14 protein-coding genes are annotated in these 16,721 nt (G+C 45.2%); 10 read left to right on the top strand and 4 right to left on the bottom strand.

Features of this window, described 5'->3' with window-relative positions:
- The first annotated feature begins 8 nt into the window (after nucleotides 1-8).
- Nucleotides 9-1,316 (top strand): TRAP transporter large permease, encoded by a 1,308-nt coding sequence (locus MCT08_RS01965; protein ID WP_172533458.1) that lies wholly within the window; start codon nucleotides 9-11, stop codon nucleotides 1,314-1,316.
- Between the two features lie 261 nt (nucleotides 1,317-1,577).
- Complete coding sequence (locus tag MCT08_RS01960) at nucleotides 1,578-2,348, top strand: IclR family transcriptional regulator (protein WP_172533459.1); 771 nt, start codon at nucleotides 1,578-1,580, stop codon at nucleotides 2,346-2,348.
- Between the two features lie 12 nt (nucleotides 2,349-2,360).
- On the opposite strand, the gene MCT08_RS01955 is transcribed toward MCT08_RS01960, so the two are convergent.
- Together MCT08_RS01955 and recQ are read right to left on the bottom strand one after the other, a co-directional pair.
- A complete protein-coding gene (locus tag MCT08_RS01955) occupies nucleotides 2,361-2,663 on the bottom strand; it encodes a DUF3630 family protein (RefSeq protein ID WP_274673474.1) in 303 nt (100 codons plus the stop codon).
- A complete protein-coding gene (gene recQ, locus MCT08_RS01950; RefSeq protein WP_274677769.1) occupies nucleotides 2,656-4,494 on the bottom strand; it encodes an ATP-dependent DNA helicase RecQ in 1,839 nt (612 codons plus the stop codon). The genes MCT08_RS01955 and recQ overlap by 8 nt, the downstream gene beginning before the upstream one ends.
- A gap of 268 nt (nucleotides 4,495-4,762) precedes the next feature.
- Here recQ and rarD point away from each other — a divergent pair, with 268 nt between their 5' ends.
- Both rarD and MCT08_RS01940 read left to right on the top strand, forming a co-directional pair.
- Nucleotides 4,763-5,692 (top strand): EamA family transporter RarD, encoded by a 930-nt coding sequence (gene rarD / locus MCT08_RS01945; protein ID WP_261916379.1) that lies wholly within the window; start codon nucleotides 4,763-4,765, stop codon nucleotides 5,690-5,692.
- Nucleotides 5,693-5,706: 14 nt separating this feature from the next.
- On the top strand, nucleotides 5,707-6,366 hold the full coding sequence (locus MCT08_RS01940; protein ID WP_053309735.1) for a LysE family translocator: 660 nt from the start codon (nucleotides 5,707-5,709) through the stop codon (nucleotides 6,364-6,366).
- A 770-nt stretch (nucleotides 6,367-7,136) separates the two neighbouring features.
- On the opposite strand, the gene uvrD is transcribed toward MCT08_RS01940, so the two are convergent.
- Complete coding sequence (gene uvrD / locus MCT08_RS01935) at nucleotides 7,137-9,311, bottom strand: DNA helicase II (RefSeq protein WP_274671360.1); 2,175 nt, start codon at nucleotides 9,309-9,311, stop codon at nucleotides 7,137-7,139.
- A 311-nt stretch (nucleotides 9,312-9,622) separates the two neighbouring features.
- Here uvrD and MCT08_RS01930 point away from each other — a divergent pair, with 311 nt between their 5' ends.
- From MCT08_RS01930 to MCT08_RS01915, 4 genes are all read left to right on the top strand, one after another.
- Complete coding sequence (locus MCT08_RS01930) at nucleotides 9,623-9,880, top strand: BufA1 family periplasmic bufferin-type metallophore (protein ID WP_053309737.1); 258 nt, start codon at nucleotides 9,623-9,625, stop codon at nucleotides 9,878-9,880.
- Nucleotides 9,881-9,983: 103 nt separating this feature from the next.
- Entirely contained in the window at nucleotides 9,984-10,886 is a 903-nt protein-coding gene (gene bufB / locus MCT08_RS01925) for an MNIO family bufferin maturase (RefSeq protein WP_274677768.1), read from the top strand.
- Nucleotides 10,883-11,656, top strand: coding sequence for an HvfC/BufC N-terminal domain-containing protein (locus tag MCT08_RS01920; protein WP_274677767.1), 774 nt, complete (start codon nucleotides 10,883-10,885; stop codon nucleotides 11,654-11,656). Before bufB ends, MCT08_RS01920 begins: the two co-directional genes overlap by 4 nt.
- Before the next feature lie 2 nt (nucleotides 11,657-11,658).
- Nucleotides 11,659-12,108 carry a DoxX family protein gene (locus MCT08_RS01915; RefSeq protein WP_425609350.1) on the top strand — a complete coding sequence of 150 codons (450 nt, stop codon included), beginning with the start codon at nucleotides 11,659-11,661 and terminating at the stop codon, nucleotides 12,106-12,108.
- Nucleotides 12,109-12,172: 64 nt separating this feature from the next.
- Here MCT08_RS01915 and prlC read toward each other — a convergent pair whose 3' ends face one another.
- Nucleotides 12,173-14,215 (bottom strand): oligopeptidase A, encoded by a 2,043-nt coding sequence (gene prlC / locus MCT08_RS01910; RefSeq protein ID WP_274671356.1) that lies wholly within the window; start codon nucleotides 14,213-14,215, stop codon nucleotides 12,173-12,175.
- Nucleotides 14,216-14,397: 182 nt separating this feature from the next.
- Between prlC and MCT08_RS01905 the strand changes: the two genes are divergently transcribed.
- Both MCT08_RS01905 and gorA read left to right on the top strand, forming a co-directional pair.
- Entirely contained in the window at nucleotides 14,398-15,237 is an 840-nt protein-coding gene (locus MCT08_RS01905) for a 23S rRNA (adenine(2030)-N(6))-methyltransferase RlmJ (RefSeq protein ID WP_274677765.1), read from the top strand.
- A gap of 50 nt (nucleotides 15,238-15,287) precedes the next feature.
- The gene (gene gorA / locus MCT08_RS01900; RefSeq protein WP_274677764.1) at nucleotides 15,288-16,646 is read left to right on the top strand and encodes a glutathione-disulfide reductase; all 1,359 of its coding nucleotides are present in this window, start codon (nucleotides 15,288-15,290) and stop codon (nucleotides 16,644-16,646) included.
- The last annotated feature ends 75 nt before the right edge of the window (nucleotides 16,647-16,721 follow it).

Here is a 16,721-nt window from a genome sequence, read left to right as displayed (position 1 = left end):
GCTATGTTATGGATTTAGCATTAACAGCAGCCCTAATTATGTTTTGTGGTGCTCTATTTTTCCTAATTATTGGCGCCCCAATCAGTATTAGCGTTGGTATATCATCATTTGCCGCTATGTTGTCTATTTTACCCGCTCAAGGAGCGATGGTGACATCAGCACAGCGCATGTTTGTTGGCTTAGACTCTTTTGCTTTGCTCGCAATCCCTTTCTTCATATTGGCTGGCAACATTATGAATAATGGTGGTATCGCGATACGGCTTATCAATTTTTCAAAAATAATCAGTGGGTTTTTTCCTGGTTCACTTGCGCAAACTAACGTTGTTTCGAATATGTTGTTTGGCTCTATCAGTGGTTCAGGGGTGGCGTCAGCGGCTGCGGTTGGTGGCATTATGTCACCAATTCAAAAGAAAGAAGGCTATGACCCTGCATTCAGCACTGCGGTTAACATTGCTTCAGCACCAACTGGAATGTTGATTCCACCGAGTAATACTCTGATTGTTTACGCCACCGTCGCTGGCAGTGTTTCGGTTTCAGCACTATTCATGGGTGGCTATTTGCCAGGGATCTTATGGGGTTTAGGCGTCATGATCATGGCTGGCATTATGGCTAAACGTCGTGGTTATATTACTAAACACTCAATGACCTTAGCCGATTGTGCCAAAGTGACACTAGACGCGATTCCTAGCCTTTCACTGATTGTAGTGGTGATTGGTGGTATTTTAGGTGGAGTATTTACGGCTACTGAAGCATCAGCGATTGCAGTAGTTTACGCACTATTTTTGAGCCTCTGTTATCGAGGTATCGATTTAAAAAAATTGCCAAATATCTTCTTAAATACAGCTAAAATGTCGGCTATTGTTATCTTTATGCTAGCAACATCGTCCATCATGTCATGGGTAATGGCCTTTACTCAAATTCCAGGCATGATAGCTGATGGGCTACTTTCTCTAACCGATAATCCTATTATCATTTTATTGATAATCAATCTGGTGTTACTGTTTGTCGGCACCTTCATGGACCCAACACCGGCAGTCTTGATTTTTACCCCTATTTTCCTACCGATTTGTATGGGACTAGGCATGGATCCAGTACAGTTTGGTATTCTGTTGGTGTTTAACTTATCACTAGGGACGATTACGCCACCTGTAGGCCCAATATTATTTACCGGATGTAAAGTCAGTGGCATTAGCATTGATAGTGTTATCAAAACCTTGTTGCCATTCTTCGCTATTATCTTTTTAGTCTTGATGCTAGTGACTTATGTCCCTGCCATTTCAATGGCAATCCCTGAGATGATGGGGTTAATTAAGTAAGTTATTTACCATCCGTTTAAAAAGCGCCTCTTATGAGGCGCTTTTAGTTGATAACCCATCAATGATTGTATGTAATGCTTCTAGATGAGTTAATCTCCAACCTTATACCCAAACTACTTGGATTTGCAGGTAGACGACAAGTGAGTGCCCCCATGAGCATAGATAAACTATGTAATTGGGGGGAACGAACGCAGCCAACACCGTGGCGACTTCAAGTAGAATGGGGATAGTTTCTATATTACGTAATAATGATGCCCTTCAATGGAAAACAATAAGAAAACTGAATACAGAGCTCCAGCCTTAGAAAAAGGGTTAGAGATCTTAGAACTGCTAGCCTCTCATGAAGAGCCTTTAACTAAAAAGCAAATTGCCGATAAGCTAAACCGCAGCATCAATGAAATATTCCGGATGCTCTCCGTGCTTATCGAAAAACAGTACATTGAGTTTAATGACGACTCTTCTAGTTACTCTTTAACATTAAAAATGTTTGCCCTTTCCAACCAACATCCGCCCATTTCTCAACTTCTAAAGCGAGCAACACCTTTAATGGAGCAGCTATGCTATAAAGTCAACCAATCTTGCCATTTGTCCCGCTATAACAATGGAGAAATGGTAGTCATTGCGCGTCAAGAAAGCCCTTATAAAATGGGATTTGGTCTCAGGTTAGGGTCACGAATTGATGTCTGTTCATCTGGGTCTGGTATTGTATTAATAAGTTTCAGTTCAGAACAACAACGGGCAGAAATTTTATCCAAAGCAGTAGCAACCAAAGAAGAGATAAGCCATGCCCTCAGCCATGTAGAAGACACGCTCACAAATGGGTTTTATGTTGGGGCTAGTCCTCAAATATCAGGCGTAACCAATATTAGCGCACCGATTTTTGGCGTCCAAGGCGATATTTTTGCAGTAATCACCATTCCATTCATGACTCTGAACTCTCGCACCGTACATCACCACATTGAAGATATTGAAAATACGAGAATTGAACTGCTAAAAGTGGCCAAACAGCTCAGCCAAAACTTAATAAGTTAGGTCGTGGTGGCCTTACACACCACGAGCAAAAAGCTGCGCCAAGAAATCCATCTCTTGTTGGCTCTCTTTTATCGACAGTGCTTCTAACCACATACATTCGCTGTAATGTTCTGCTTTCAGAAATAGCTGACAACCTTCAAAGTCAATCAACCATGAATGAATGTCAGCGTCCCACTGTTTTTCAATGACGCTTGCCGAAAGCAAATCAACCAAACGCTCCCCAAATTGAGGAAAAGTATCAAAATCAAAACGTGGGGCGCTCAGGATTAGTCGCCCTTCCTCTTGTAGATAATGCGCTAAACCAAACTCAGCCATGGTGGGTTAAATGCTCCTGAATTAAGTCTAAAAATGGGTCGGCATATTTTTCAAGTTTGCGTTGCCCCACCCCATTAACCGCCAACATTTCACCATAAGAAGTTGGTAATATTTCTGCCATATCGATCAAGGTGGCATCACTAAACACCACGTAAGGAGGCAGACCATCTTCATCAGCGATCGACTTACGCAACTTACGTAACTTGGCAAACAGAGCTTTGTCGTAATTCTTATTGGACAATTTATCTGATTTCGCAGCACGAGCAGCAGTATCAAGTCTTGGGATAGCAAGCTCTAACGACATTTCACCACGCAATAATGGCCGCGCTTCTTCGGTAAGCTGCAAGGTCGAATTGCGGGTAATATTTTGTTGCAGCAATCCTTTGTGGATCAACTGACGAAAAATACTGACCCAGTAGTCGTGGCTGTGATCTCGACCGATGCCATAAGTAGTGAGCTTATCGTGGCCATTTTCACGAATACGGATATTTTGCATACCGCGCATCACTTCTACTACGTAGCCAATACCAAACCCTTGATTGACACGATAAACACACGATAACGCTTTTTGAGCCTCTTGCGTGGCATCGAAATGTTTGGGTGGATCTAAGCAAATATCGCAGTTACCACACGGCTTCTCACGGTACTCACCAAAATAATTCAACAGTACTTGGCGGCGACAGGTTTGTGCTTCAGCAAACGCATTCATTGCCCCCAGTTTATGGCTTTCGACCTGTTTTTGCGGCCCTTCTGGTTTTTCATCTAACATACGACGAAGCCAGCTAATATCGGCCGGGTCATAAAGCATCATCGCTTCAGCCGGTAAGCCATCACGCCCTGCTCGCCCTGTTTCTTGGTAATACGATTCAATGTTGCGTGGGATATCAAAATGGGCAACAAAGCGTACATTGGGTTTATTGATCCCCATACCAAACGCCACCGTTGCCACCACGATTTGAATATCATCACGTTGAAAAGCTTCTTGTACATAAGCGCGCTCATCCGCATCCATCCCCGCATGGTAACTGGCCGCGCGAATATGGTTGTTGCACAGTTTTTCAGTCAACATTTCAACTTTTTTACGGCTACCACAATAAATAATGCCGCAATGACCTTTTTGAGTATCGAGATAACGGATGATTTGCGAAACCGGCTTATGTTTTTCAACCAAGGTATAGCGAATATTCGGGCGATCAAAACTGCCCAAGTAAACATGAGGTTCTTGCAGTTGTAGACGATGTAAAATGTCGCTGCGAGTAGCATCATCAGCGGTGGCGGTTAAAGCCATAAATGGCACATGCGAAAATTGCTGTTTTAACTGGCCAAGGGCGGCATATTCAGGTCGAAAATCATGCCCCCACTGTGAAATACAGTGCGCTTCATCAACCGCAATCATGGCTAACGGTAAGCTGTGTAAACGCTCGATAAAATCACGCATCAACACACGTTCTGGCGAGACATAAATCAGCTTTAGCTGCCCTGAATTCATCCGGTTATAAACCGAGATCAACGCCTCTCGTGACATGGTTGAATTGACACATTCAGCCGCCACGCCATTAGCTTTAAGTTGGTCTACTTGATCTTTCATCAGAGAAATCAGCGGCGAAATGACCAACGTAATGCCATCTTTCACTAAAGCGGGGATCTGATAGCAGAGTGATTTACCACCACCCGTCGGCATAATTACCAAGCTATCTTGCCCTGCTAATGCCGCCTCAATGACCTCTTGCTGGCCAACGCGAAAAGTCTGATAACCAAAAACAGTCTGTAAAATACTGCTTGAGCTATCAGGCGCGGGATCAGCTTGTTGAGCAATTAAAGTGGCGGTCATGAAGTTTCCAAGGTGGTAGTGATAAGCAACGGCAGCGGAGCTTGTTCAAGCCCAAGCAACAAAGCGTCTTATTGTAGTGGTGTTCGATGGTGAATAAAACCGCAAAATGTGTGTGCTATACAATTGATCGGCGTTGTCATGCTTTCTCACCAACTGTGCTGGCCAGCCTCTTTAGCTTATTAACAAAGATGCAACTAAAACTCGGATAGGTATATACTGTCGAATCGTTTCGCTGCACAGCGGTCACCCCCTCCGAGAAAGATAGTAAATGACTCCAGAAGAAGAACAGCAACGCTCACGACAGGGTGTTCTATTAGCCATCGGTGCTTATACCATGTGGGGCATTGCTCCCATTTATTTTAAAGCGATCGGCGCGGTTTCCGCGTTAGAGATCCTCAGCCACCGTGTCGTCTGGTCATTTTTCCTGCTCGCTGCATTATTGCATTTTGGCCGTAGTTGGCGCAGCGTACGCGATGTGATGACCAATAAAAGCAAAATGCTCTATTTAATCACAACCTCGCTTTTGGTCGGCAGCAACTGGCTTATTTTTATCTGGGCAGTCAATGCCAACCATATGCTAGATGCCAGCTTAGGCTACTATATCAATCCACTACTCAATGTGGTGCTTGGGATGCTATTTCTTGGCGAGCGACTGCGTAAACTGCAATGGGTCGCCGTTGCACTGGCTGCGATTGGAGTAACCATTCAGCTGGTGGTTTTTGGTTCAGTGCCCGTTGTGGCCATCGCGTTAGCCACCACCTTTGGTTTTTATGGATTGTTGCGTAAAAAGGTAGCACTGGATGCACAAACTGGTTTGTTCATTGAAACCTTAGTGATGCTGCCTGCGGCGGCTATTTATTTGCTATTTATTGCCGATTCAGCCACCTCAAACATGGCTACTAACCCCACAAGTCTTAACATTTTGCTGGTTGCAGCAGGGGTTATCACGACTCTACCACTGTTGTGTTTTACCGGTGCTGCAACTCGTTTAAAACTATCTACACTGGGGTTTTTCCAATATATCGGCCCAAGTTTGATGCTTTTACTCGCCGTTTTGGTTTATGGAGAAGCCTTTACTAGTGACAAAGCGATCACTTTTGCCTTTATTTGGGGCGCGTTAGTGCTGTTTAGCTTTGATGGTTTGACTTATAAGCGCAAGCTGACTCCTGAAATAACCACAACCTCATCAAAACTCTAGAGAAATCACGTTACATGAACGAAACCAGTATTTTAATTACCCTTGCCAGCGTCCACTTTGTGGCGCTAATGAGCCCAGGGCCAGATGTCGCGTTAGTAGTACAAAACGCCACGCGCTATGGCCGTCAAACAGGTGTATTCATTGCACTTGGGTTGTCATGCGGCATTTTATTTCACTCCCTACTCAGTTTGACGGGGGTGAGCTACCTAGTGCACCAGCATCCAACGTTATTTGCCATTCTACAGTTGGCTGGCGGTAGCTACCTGCTTTACCTTGGGATAGGAGCACTAAAAGCCACATACTCTCAGTGGAAAAGCCCTTCAAGTAACGAGATTATCGAAAACCCTGCGTTATTGTTGAGCAATAAACGCCAAGCTTTCTCTCGTGGCTTCATGACTAATATCCTTAATCCCAAAGCTTTGGTGTTTTTTATCAGCCTGATGTCGAGTTTAGTCCCTGCTGGCATGTCGCTATCCGGCAAGGCAAGCGCACTGCTCGTTCTATGGGGGCTTTCATTGCTGTGGTTTGCCAGCCTTGCTTGGATGCTGTCAACTAAGCGATTACAAAAGCGTTTACAATCACTTAGCTCCTACATTGATGGCCTGTGTGGGGTTATTTTCACTGCTATTGGCGGGCTTATTGTACTGCAAGCATTCACGGTCTTTGCAGCCTAATGCAGTGATCAACGTTCCTTCTTGTGAGAGATCTCTTACAAACAAGTAAGCAAATATCACTTTTTCCATAGAAGAAACACCCACAAAATAAGATAACCATTTGATTTATAACAAATATAGTACTGTAAGCCAAAAAAAAACATTACGAAATCGTTTTCCTAGCATTGCCGATAAATTAGAGATGGGTAATATGTACCTCGTCGGAAGGATTCTGACACGGAACAGGAAAGCACCAAGGATTTGGTCATCTTCAGGATGAAGAGACGACTACTCAGGATGAATGGTCGGCATGGAAAGCGAATTGGACATTGAATGGACGCAATAGTAACTAGGATGGTTGCTACTAAGGAAAGACAATGGACACCTCTGGATGAGGCAAGGACTGAACATCAGGATGATGTAAAGGACACCGCTCAGGGAACAAGTGATGAACGCTAACGTGGATTGTTGGCAGACCAGGAAGGTCAAAAAAGGACACCGCTAGGAAGGCGACGTAAGGAATAAGCTGACGGAATACAGCACACTATCATGGATTTGATGCATGGAGCACTTTTGTAGCTGGATTGCTGCGAGTAAGACTATAACCCCGCAGGGCTTTTGCCCTCGGGGTTTTTCTTTATTGGGCTATATCCAAATATCTCGTCTTACAAAGACTCTTGCTTCATTCAATGCATTGCCTTAAGCATATGTATAACCAATGCTCAAGGAAGCCAATGGCCTAATAGTAAGCGTTTGTGCCATTGGCCAGTCGACCATCAGTTACTTAGTGATCATAGCCTTTCTAGTTTAGCGTAAGCCGTCACTAACCATTTAATACCTTCGCCGTTAAAAGCCACTTGAACACGACTTTGTGGACCACTGCCTTCAAAGTTGATAATGGTACCTTCACCAAAAATCGGGTGTTTGACGCGCGCCCCTAAACTAAAACCCGTTTCGTTAAAAGTCTCTTTAACCACGCTTTGACTAAAGCGTCCGGCGCTGGCTGGTCGACTGACTTGCGCTTTCATACGAACTTCATCTAAGCAAGCTTCTGGCAGTTCACGAATAAAACGCGAGGGTTTATGGTATTTATCTTGACCATACAAACGGCGAATTTCAGCATAAGTGATGTACAACTTTTGCATGGCTCGTGTCATACCAACGTAGCAAAGGCGGCGCTCTTCTTCCAAACGCCCTGCTTCCTCAGCCGACATTTGGCTAGGGAACATACCCTCCTCAACCCCAACCATAAATACCAATGGGAATTCCAATCCTTTGGCACTGTGCAGGGTCATTAATTGTACCGCATCATCAAACTCGTCGGCTTGGCCATCACCAGCTTCAAGTGCCGCATGCGTCAAAAATGCCGTCAGCATGCTCATTTCATCCGCTTCTTCTGGCTTTTCAAACTGACGTGTAGCAGTCACGAGTTCTTCTAAGTTCTCAATGCGCGCCTTTGATTTTTCGCCTTTCTCTTGCTCATACATGGTGTATAAGCCCGATGTTTTGATCACATGGTCGGTCTGGGTATGCAATGGCATCTCTGCGCTATCATCTTCTAGCGCATTCACTAGCTCAATAAAGCGGCTCAACGCACCCGCTGCGCGGCCAGTCAGTACTTTCTCATCAAGTAGAACTAAACTTGCATCCCACATGGTGCAGCCGCGATCGCGCGCTGCAAAACGAATAGTTTCTAGCGTTTTATCACCCAAACCACGCGTCGGTGTATTCACCACACGTTCAAAAGCGGAGTCATCATTGCGGTTTGCCATCAAACGTAGGTAGCTTAGCGCGTCTTTGATTTCCTGGCGTTCGAAGAAGCGCATACCGCCATAAATTCGGTATGGTAAACCCGCTTGAATTAATGCTTCTTCAAGTACACGTGATTGGGCGTTATTGCGATACAACATTGCACAGTCGTTAAGTGAGCCGCCTTTATCTTGCCACTCTTTGATTTTATTGACCGTAAAACGCGCTTCATCAAGGTCGTTATATGCTGAATAAACGGAAATAGGTTCGCCTTCAATGCCGTCAGTCCACAATTCTTTACCCATACGCTCGGTGTTGTTAGCGATCAGCGCATTGGATGCATCCAAAATGGTTTTGGTCGAACGGTAGTTTTGTTCCAGACGAATCGTATTCACACTTGGGAATTCTAGCGTGAACTTCTCGATATTCTCAATTTTAGCACCACGCCAACCATAGATAGATTGGTCGTCATCCCCAACAATCATCACGTGGCAATCACGACCAGCCATCATGCGCAGCCAAGCGTATTGGATGTTATTGGTGTCTTGAAACTCATCCACCAAAATATGTTTGAAGCGAGCCTGATAATGCTCGCGAATGTGCTTTTTATCGCGTAGCAGTTCATGCGTGCGCAGTAATATTTCGGCAAAATCGACTAACCCTGCGCGGTCACATGCGTCTTGATACGCGGTATACAGTTGCAAGTAGGTTTGCGTAACTGGATCGCGATACGCGTCGATATGCTGCGGACGTAACCCCTCGTCTTTCTTGCCGTTAATCCACCAGCAAACTTGTCGTGCCGGCCACTGCTTCTCGTCGAGGTTCTGCGCTTTAATCAAACGTCGTAGCAAACGCTGTTGATCTTCTGAATCTAGAATTTGGAAATCTTCTGGCAACTTAGCATCAAGATAATGTGCACGCAGAATGCGGTGACAAATTCCGTGGAATGTCCCGTTCCACATGCCAGATGCGCTGCCCATCATTAACTCTTCAATTCGACCGCGCATTTCTGCGGCAGCTTTATTGGTAAAGGTCACCGACATGATAGAAAACGGTGAAGCTTGTTCAACCGACATCAACCACGCAATGCGGTGCACCAATACGCGTGTTTTACCACTCCCCGCACCGGCAAGTACTAATAGGTTTTCTAAAGGTGCAGCAACAGCTTCACGCTGTTTATCGTTCAAACCATCGAGTAAAAGAGAGGGATCCATCATAACTAAGCTACTGGTTATTTATACATAATTGCGATGATTATAACCTCAAATGGCGTAAAGATGCTCGTTTCTATCGCAATTTATTGTTATGGATAAACTGCCACTTCATGATTTTATTTCCATATTTATCAAAATTTAATCACTTAAAAATCAGCCACTTCAATAAAAATTGAGAATGCATTTCGGATTTCTCATTCAGGAGGTGAAAGTTTTTGCGTGCTTTTTCCATCTTTTCTAGTAAGCAAGTTGAACGTTAACAAATTATTAACTTGCGAACTCAACTACATGGACAAAGTCTCGAGGAAATTATTATGAAAAAATCTAATCTTGCTGTTACTGCTGCGGTTACTGGTCTACTTGCTCTAGGTGGCACAATGTTAACAGCGGCTCCTGCTTTCGCTGCTGAGAAAGAAAAATGCTATGGCGTGGCTAAAGCAGGCAAAAATGATTGCGCAACTAAAACAAGCTCTTGCGCTGGCACAGCAAAAGAAGATCACCAAAAAGACGCGTTTGTTGTGCTACCAAAAGGCTTGTGCGGCAAACTGGCTGGCGGCATGACTGAAGGTTAAACCTCGGCTTTATAAGAGGTGTGCTGCGGCTCAACCAGCGCACCTTCTTTTTAGGGTTAACAACCTTTCAGATTTACAGCACATCCGTTTGGGAGAGTGAATTGTGACCAACACACAACAGCACACTACGCAATGTCCACCAGCACAATCTCACACAGAACAACACCGTAAAGTCGGCGTTGGTTTACGCCATCCACATCTCGATTTTTTCACTGAGCAACCCAATCTAACTGGCTGGCTTGAAATCCACAGTGAAAATTATTTCCAACCACATTCGAATGCTCGCCAACAATTGCAAAACTTAGCTCAGCGCTACCCTATTAGCTGCCACGGTATTGGTTTATCTCTCGGTTCGGTAGAACGAGTAAGCCGCAAACATTTGCAGCAGTTAAATGCATTGGTACATGAAATCGAGCCTATTTTTATTTCTGATCATTTAAGTTGGAGCCAAAATGGCGGCCATTACTTCAATGATTTGCTACCGCTTCCCTACACCGAAGAAGCCCTACAAGTGTTTTGCCGCAATGTGCTAGAGGTTCAAGAGTATCTTGGTCGTCCATTGTTGATTGAAAACCCGTCGAGCTATTTGAAATTCCAACACTCAACCATCAGCGAGTGGGATTTTTTAAGTGAAGTGCATCAACGCACCGATTGCCGCTTATTGCTCGACCTCAATAATGTACATGTCTCCGCCTTCAATCACGGTTTTAGCAGCGAAACATATCTGGCTAACATTCCAGCGCAAGCTGTCGATGAAATTCATTTGGCGGGTTTTACCATCAAACACCTCGACCAGGGCGAGCTGTGGATAGATACCCATAGCCAACCAGTGAGCGCTGAAGTATGGCAACTGTTTGAGTCGTGGATAGCACAACACGGTACTTGTCATACCCTTATTGAATGGGATCTTGATATTCCACAACCGCAAGTGCTGTTAGCTGAAGCGAGTAAAGCAAGCGAGAGAATGCTCACCACCGAACTCCGCGCGACAAGGAGAGCCTCATGAGCCCTTCTCTTGCCGATATACAAACACAATTTGCGCAAGCATTGCGCTACCAAGCCAGCGCAGATGACTGCCATATTGTTAGCGACCATTTTTCTGCCGAACAACGGATGCAGGTGTATCGCAATAATTTCGTCATCAGTTTAAGTGAGGTGCTTCAGGCTACCTATCCAATGCTGGAAGCCTTAGTGGGAGAAGAGTGCTTTGCCGGTTTGGCTCGCCAGCATGTACTGACTCACCCTCTGCAGGAAGGAAGTGTCACTCACTATGGTCAAGGGTTTGATCAAACCGTTAATCAGTTTCCTGCCGTCATTGAGGCTGCGCCTTACGCCAGCGAAGTCGCGCGTTTTGAATGGGCGAATGATCTCGTACAACAATATTACGCAAATGCCCCTTCCCATACTTACCAACCTTTAACGCAACTGGCCGCTATAGAGGAAGAAAAACACGGCCAGATCATCTTGCATGTCAAGGCAGACGTTATTGCCTTTGATTCCCCTTACGCACTTTTTGCGCTGCAAAAGGCCATTCAAACTGAACAATTTTCAGGGCTGGATATTCATCGTCAACAACGCGGTGTTATCGCTTGTAATGAGGATGGCTCACCTTGGTGCCAAACCCTGGATCTAGGCGCTTATCAGTTGCTGTTACTTGTGCAACAAAATCAGCCACTCGACTTGATTGAAGCACCTTTGCTTGCTCATCTCAATACGCTGTTGGCTTTGAATCTTATCGCTGGTTTCACACTGTCTGGCACAAAGGAAAACTCATGAACATGACATTAAAAACTTGGCTAACGCGCTATGACTACAGCGTTGAAAATATTCAACACACTATCGTTCCCTTGCTGTTGTTGTTTTGTCGGCTGTGGGTCGCATGGGCTTTTTTCAATTCAGGCTTGGTGAAAATTGCCTCGTGGGACAGCACCTTGTATCTATTCGAATTGGAGTACCAAGTACCGATTCTACCTTGGGAACTGGCCGCCTATTTGGGAACGGCCGCAGAGCTGACATTACCCATATTCGTGGCATTAGGTTTGTTGAGCAGACCGATGGCATTGGCGTTGTTCATTTTCAACATTGTGGCAGTGATTTCGTACCCCGTGTTATGGGAACAAGGTTTTTATGACCACCAATTATGGGGACTGATGCTATTACTTGTGGTGATATGGGGCGCAGGGCCAATTTCTTTGGATAGAGTGTTAAGACAGCAGATCTCAAAGTAGACAAAAGATAAATGGTATGGATAGCAGTACTCTGCATCCATACCATTAACGGACTTAGGCTTAATTAAGCGGCAATACCAGCATGACGCAATAAAGCATCGATTTGAGGTTCACGACCACGGAAGCGTTTGAATAGCTCCATTGGCTCTTCACTACCGCCCATCTCCAAGATATTCTTTAGAAAGCTATTACCCGTCTCTTTATTGAAAATACCTTCCTCTTCAAAGCGAGAGAATGCGTCAGCCGACAACACTTCTGCCCACAAATAGCTATAGTAACCAGCACTGTAACCACCAGCAAAAATATGGCTAAAGCTGTGCGAGAAACGATTCCATTCTAGGCTTGGTAACACCGCCACTTTTGCTTTCACTTGCGCTAACGTTTCCAAAATCCGTGGCCCTACTTCCGGGTCGTACTCGGTGTGCAACGTGAAGTCGAACAATCCAAATTCAAGCTGACGTAAAATAAACATCGCCGACTGGAAGTTTTTCGCCGCGAGCATTTTATCGAGCATCTCTTTGGGTAGCGGTTCACCCGTTTCGTAGTGACCGGAAATAAACGCCAGCGCCTCTTCTTCCCAACACCAGTTTTCTAGGAACTGACTCGGTAGCTCGACCGCATCCCAAGGCACACCATTAATCCCCGATACAGCGCCAACCGTCACTTGCGTTAACATGTGGTGGATGCCGTGGCCAAACTCGTGGAATAACGTCACCACTTCATCATGAGTAAAGAGTGCCGGTTTATCACCAACTGGGCGATTAAAGTTACACGTTAGGTAAGCGACTGGCGTTTGAAGCTCACCATTTAAGGTAATACGGCGGCCACGACAGTCATCCATCCATGCACCGCCACGTTTGTGTTCACGCGCATACAGGTCGAGATAGAAACTGCCACGCAACGCACCTTCAGCATCAAAAATATCGAAGAAACGCACCGATTTGTGCCAGGTATCAACACCTTCACGCTCTTTGACCGTCATGCCAAATACTCGGTTCAGCACTTCAAATAGACCACTCACCACTTTCGATTCAGGAAAATAAGGGCGCAGTTCTTCGTCTGAAATTTGGAACAAATGCTGTTTCTGTTTTTCGCTGTAGTAAGCGATATCCCACAGCTCAAGCTCACTCACGCCAAATTCACTGTGCGCAAACTGACGCAGCTCTTCGACTTCACGCTCGCCTTGTGGTTTTACTTTGCTGGCAAGGTCATTCAAAAAGCCCAGCACTTGCGCTGGTGTTTCCGCCATTTTAGTGGCTAACGATTTTTCGCTATAGGTACTAAAACCGAGCATACGGGCAATTTCGTGGCGCAGCTTTAGCTTCTCGGCAATCAGTTCACTGTTGTCCCATTTGCCAGCATTTGGACCGCGGTCTGAAGCTCGTGTCACGTAGGCTTCGTAAAGTTCTTTACGTAGCGCCTGGTTATCACAGTAGGTCATTACAGGTAGATAAGACGGGATATCGAGTGTTAAAAGATAGCCTTCTAGCTCTTTCGCTTCAGCCGCCGCCTGCGCCGCTGCTAATGCAGATTCTGGCATGCCCGCTAATTCGTTGACGTCAGTGACGTGTTTAGTCCAACCCATGGTGGCATCAAGTACGTTGTTGGAAAACTTAGACCCCAATTCAGACTGACGTTTGCTGATTTCGCCATAGCGCTTTTGCTCGACAAGTGGCAAACCAATGCCTGACAGTTCAAAGTCACGCAGCGCATCGCTAATGGTCTTTTTCTGTGCTTGAGAAAGCGAGGCAAACTCCTCACTGGCTTTAATGCTTTTATACGCTTCAAACAACCCTTTGTGTTGCCCTACCCATGTGCCGTATTCAGATAAAAGTGGCAAGCAACTTTCGTAAGCATCACGCAGCTCGTCGCTGTTCATCACTGAATTGAGATGGCTCACGGGCGACCAAATACGACTTAAGTAATCATCCACTTCTTCAATTGGTGCAACGAGGTTATCCCATGTTGGGTGAGTATTGCCGTCAAGCAGTTGATCTATTTTTGCTCGACAATCGTTGATCGCTTTCTCAACCGCTGGCTTTACGTGCTCCGGCTTAATGGCAGAAAACGGAGGCAGATCCGTAAAGGTAAGAAGTGGATTAGACATAGAACATTCCTTTTGGCTTAAAAACGATAACCGCCTGAACTGGGGTTATCATCTTCTTTGTTTTTCATTGGTCTAAAATAGTAAATATAGGTAGGTTCAGCAATTTTCAATAGTGACGTATAATCAGTCAATAAATCTGATCCACTAAACACACTCGACGCTGAGTGTTTTGAGAGCCTATTTTGCTAAGTTATCGTCACAGCTTTCACGCTGGCAACCACGCTGATGTGTTAAAGCATATCGTGCAAAGCCTTATCCTCAATGCTTTGCAGCAAAAAGACAAACCGTTTGTCTACCATGATACTCACTCTGGTGTAGGTCGCTACGATTTAACCCACGAATGGTCAGAAAAAACCGGCGAATACAAACAAGGTATCGCTCGAGTATGGGCGCAAAACGACATTCCACAAGATATTCAAAGCTATCTTGATGCTGTTAAAGCACTGAATGAGGGTGATGAGCTACGTTATTACCCAGGATCTCCGCGTGTAGCGCGAGCTCATTTACGCGTAAACGATCGCATGGTACTGACTGAATTACACCCAAGCGACTACCCTTTGCTTGAGCAAGAGTTTCATCGTGATCGTCAGGTTTCAATCTATAAAGAAGATGGCTTTCAACGCCTCGTTGGCAGTTTGCCACCGAAAGAGCGCCGTGGCTTAGTGTTGATAGATCCACCTTACGAATTGGCATCAGAGTACCGTGATGTGGTTAAAGCGATTGCAAGAAGTTATAAGCGCTGGGCAACGGGTGTGTACGCGATTTGGTACCCAGTTGTTAACCGCGACACCATTGACGACATGCTAGAAGGTTTAGAAAGCCTTGGCATTCGTAAAATCTTACAAATTGAATTAGGTGTTTCACCTGATACTAATGAGCGCGGCATGACAGCTTCAGGCATGATAGTCATCAACCCGCCATGGAAATTAGAAAGCCAGATGCAGGAAATTTTACCTTTCCTTAAGCAAGCAATTGCGCCAGCAACCGGTCATTTTAAAGTTGAATGGGTTGTACCTGAATAAACTGACCCAATGTATCAAACAATAATTCTAAAAGAATAACGGAGAAAGTAATGGCAACGCATTTTGATTATATCTGTATCGGTGGTGGTTCTGGCGGTATCGCATCGGCCAACCGTGCTGCAATGTATGGCGCCAAAGTCGCACTAATTGAAGCCAAAGACCTTGGCGGTACTTGTGTCAACGTAGGTTGTGTACCAAAGAAAGTGATGTGGCATGGTGCTCAAGTTGCGGAAGCGATGAATTTATACGCCGCTGATTACGGCTTTGATGTCGATGTAAAAGGCTTCAACTGGAGCAAATTAGTTGAAAGCCGCCAAGCTTATATTGGCCGCATTCACCAATCTTATGACCGCGTGTTAGGCAACAATAAAGTCGAAGTCATTCGTGGATTTGCTAAATTTGTTGATGCGAAAACCGTTGACGTTAATGGTCAACATTACACTGCAGATCATATCTTGATTGCTGTCGGTGGCCGCCCATCGATTCCAAACATTCCAGGTGCGGAGCATGGCATTGATTCAAATGGTTTCTTTGACCTAGCAGAACAACCAAAACGCGTTGCTGTGGTTGGTGCAGGTTACATAGCAGTAGAAATTGCTGGCGTACTGAATGCGCTTGGTACAGAAACGCACCTTTATGTACGTAAAGAGTCCCCACTGCGCAGCTTTGATCCGATGATCATCGAAACACTCACCGAAGTAATGGCGGCAGAAGGCCCAGCACTACACACTCATTCAGTGCCAAAAGAAGTGGTAAAAGAAGCCGATGGTAGCCTGACTCTGCACCTTGAAAATGGTCAAAGCCAAAATGTCGATACGCTGATTTGGGCAATTGGTCGCCATCCAGCAACGGATGCTATCAACCTTGCAGCAACTGGTGTTGAAACCAATGCGCAAGGCTACATTAAAGTGGATGAGTTCCAAGCAACCAACGTACCTGGCATTTACTGCGTGGGCGATATCATGGAAGGTGGTATCGAGCTGACACCTGTCGCAGTTAAAGCAGGTCGTCAACTTTCTGAGCGTCTATTCAATGGTAAAACCAACGCAAAAATGGATTACAAGCTGGTCCCTACCGTTGTCTTCAGCCACCCACCTATCGGCACAATTGGTCTAACGACTGAAGAAGCACAAGCGCAATACGGCAAAGACAATGTGAAAGTATATACTTCTGGCTTTACCGCTATGTACACCGCTGTGACCTCGCACCGTCAGCCATGTAAAATGAAGCTGGTATGTGCTGGTGAAGAAGAGACTGTTGTTGGACTACACGGCATTGGCTTTGCCGTTGATGAAATGATTCAAGGTTTTGGTGTAGCCATGAAAATGGGCGCAACTAAAGCGGATTTCGATTCAGTGGTTGCCATACACCCGACCGGCAGTGAAGAATTCGTTACCATGACGGGTTAGTGTAGGAAAAGCATCTTACACACATAAATAAATCTGGAAAATAATCAATCACTGACTATGCTGTATGTATGGTCA

The sequence above is a fragment of the Vibrio aestuarianus genome, from assembly GCF_028858425.1.
In the GTDB taxonomy this organism is placed as follows: domain Bacteria; phylum Pseudomonadota; class Gammaproteobacteria; order Enterobacterales; family Vibrionaceae; genus Vibrio; species Vibrio aestuarianus.
Note: the sequence above shows the minus strand (reverse complement) of the source record. Positions and strands in the feature narration are given on the sequence as shown.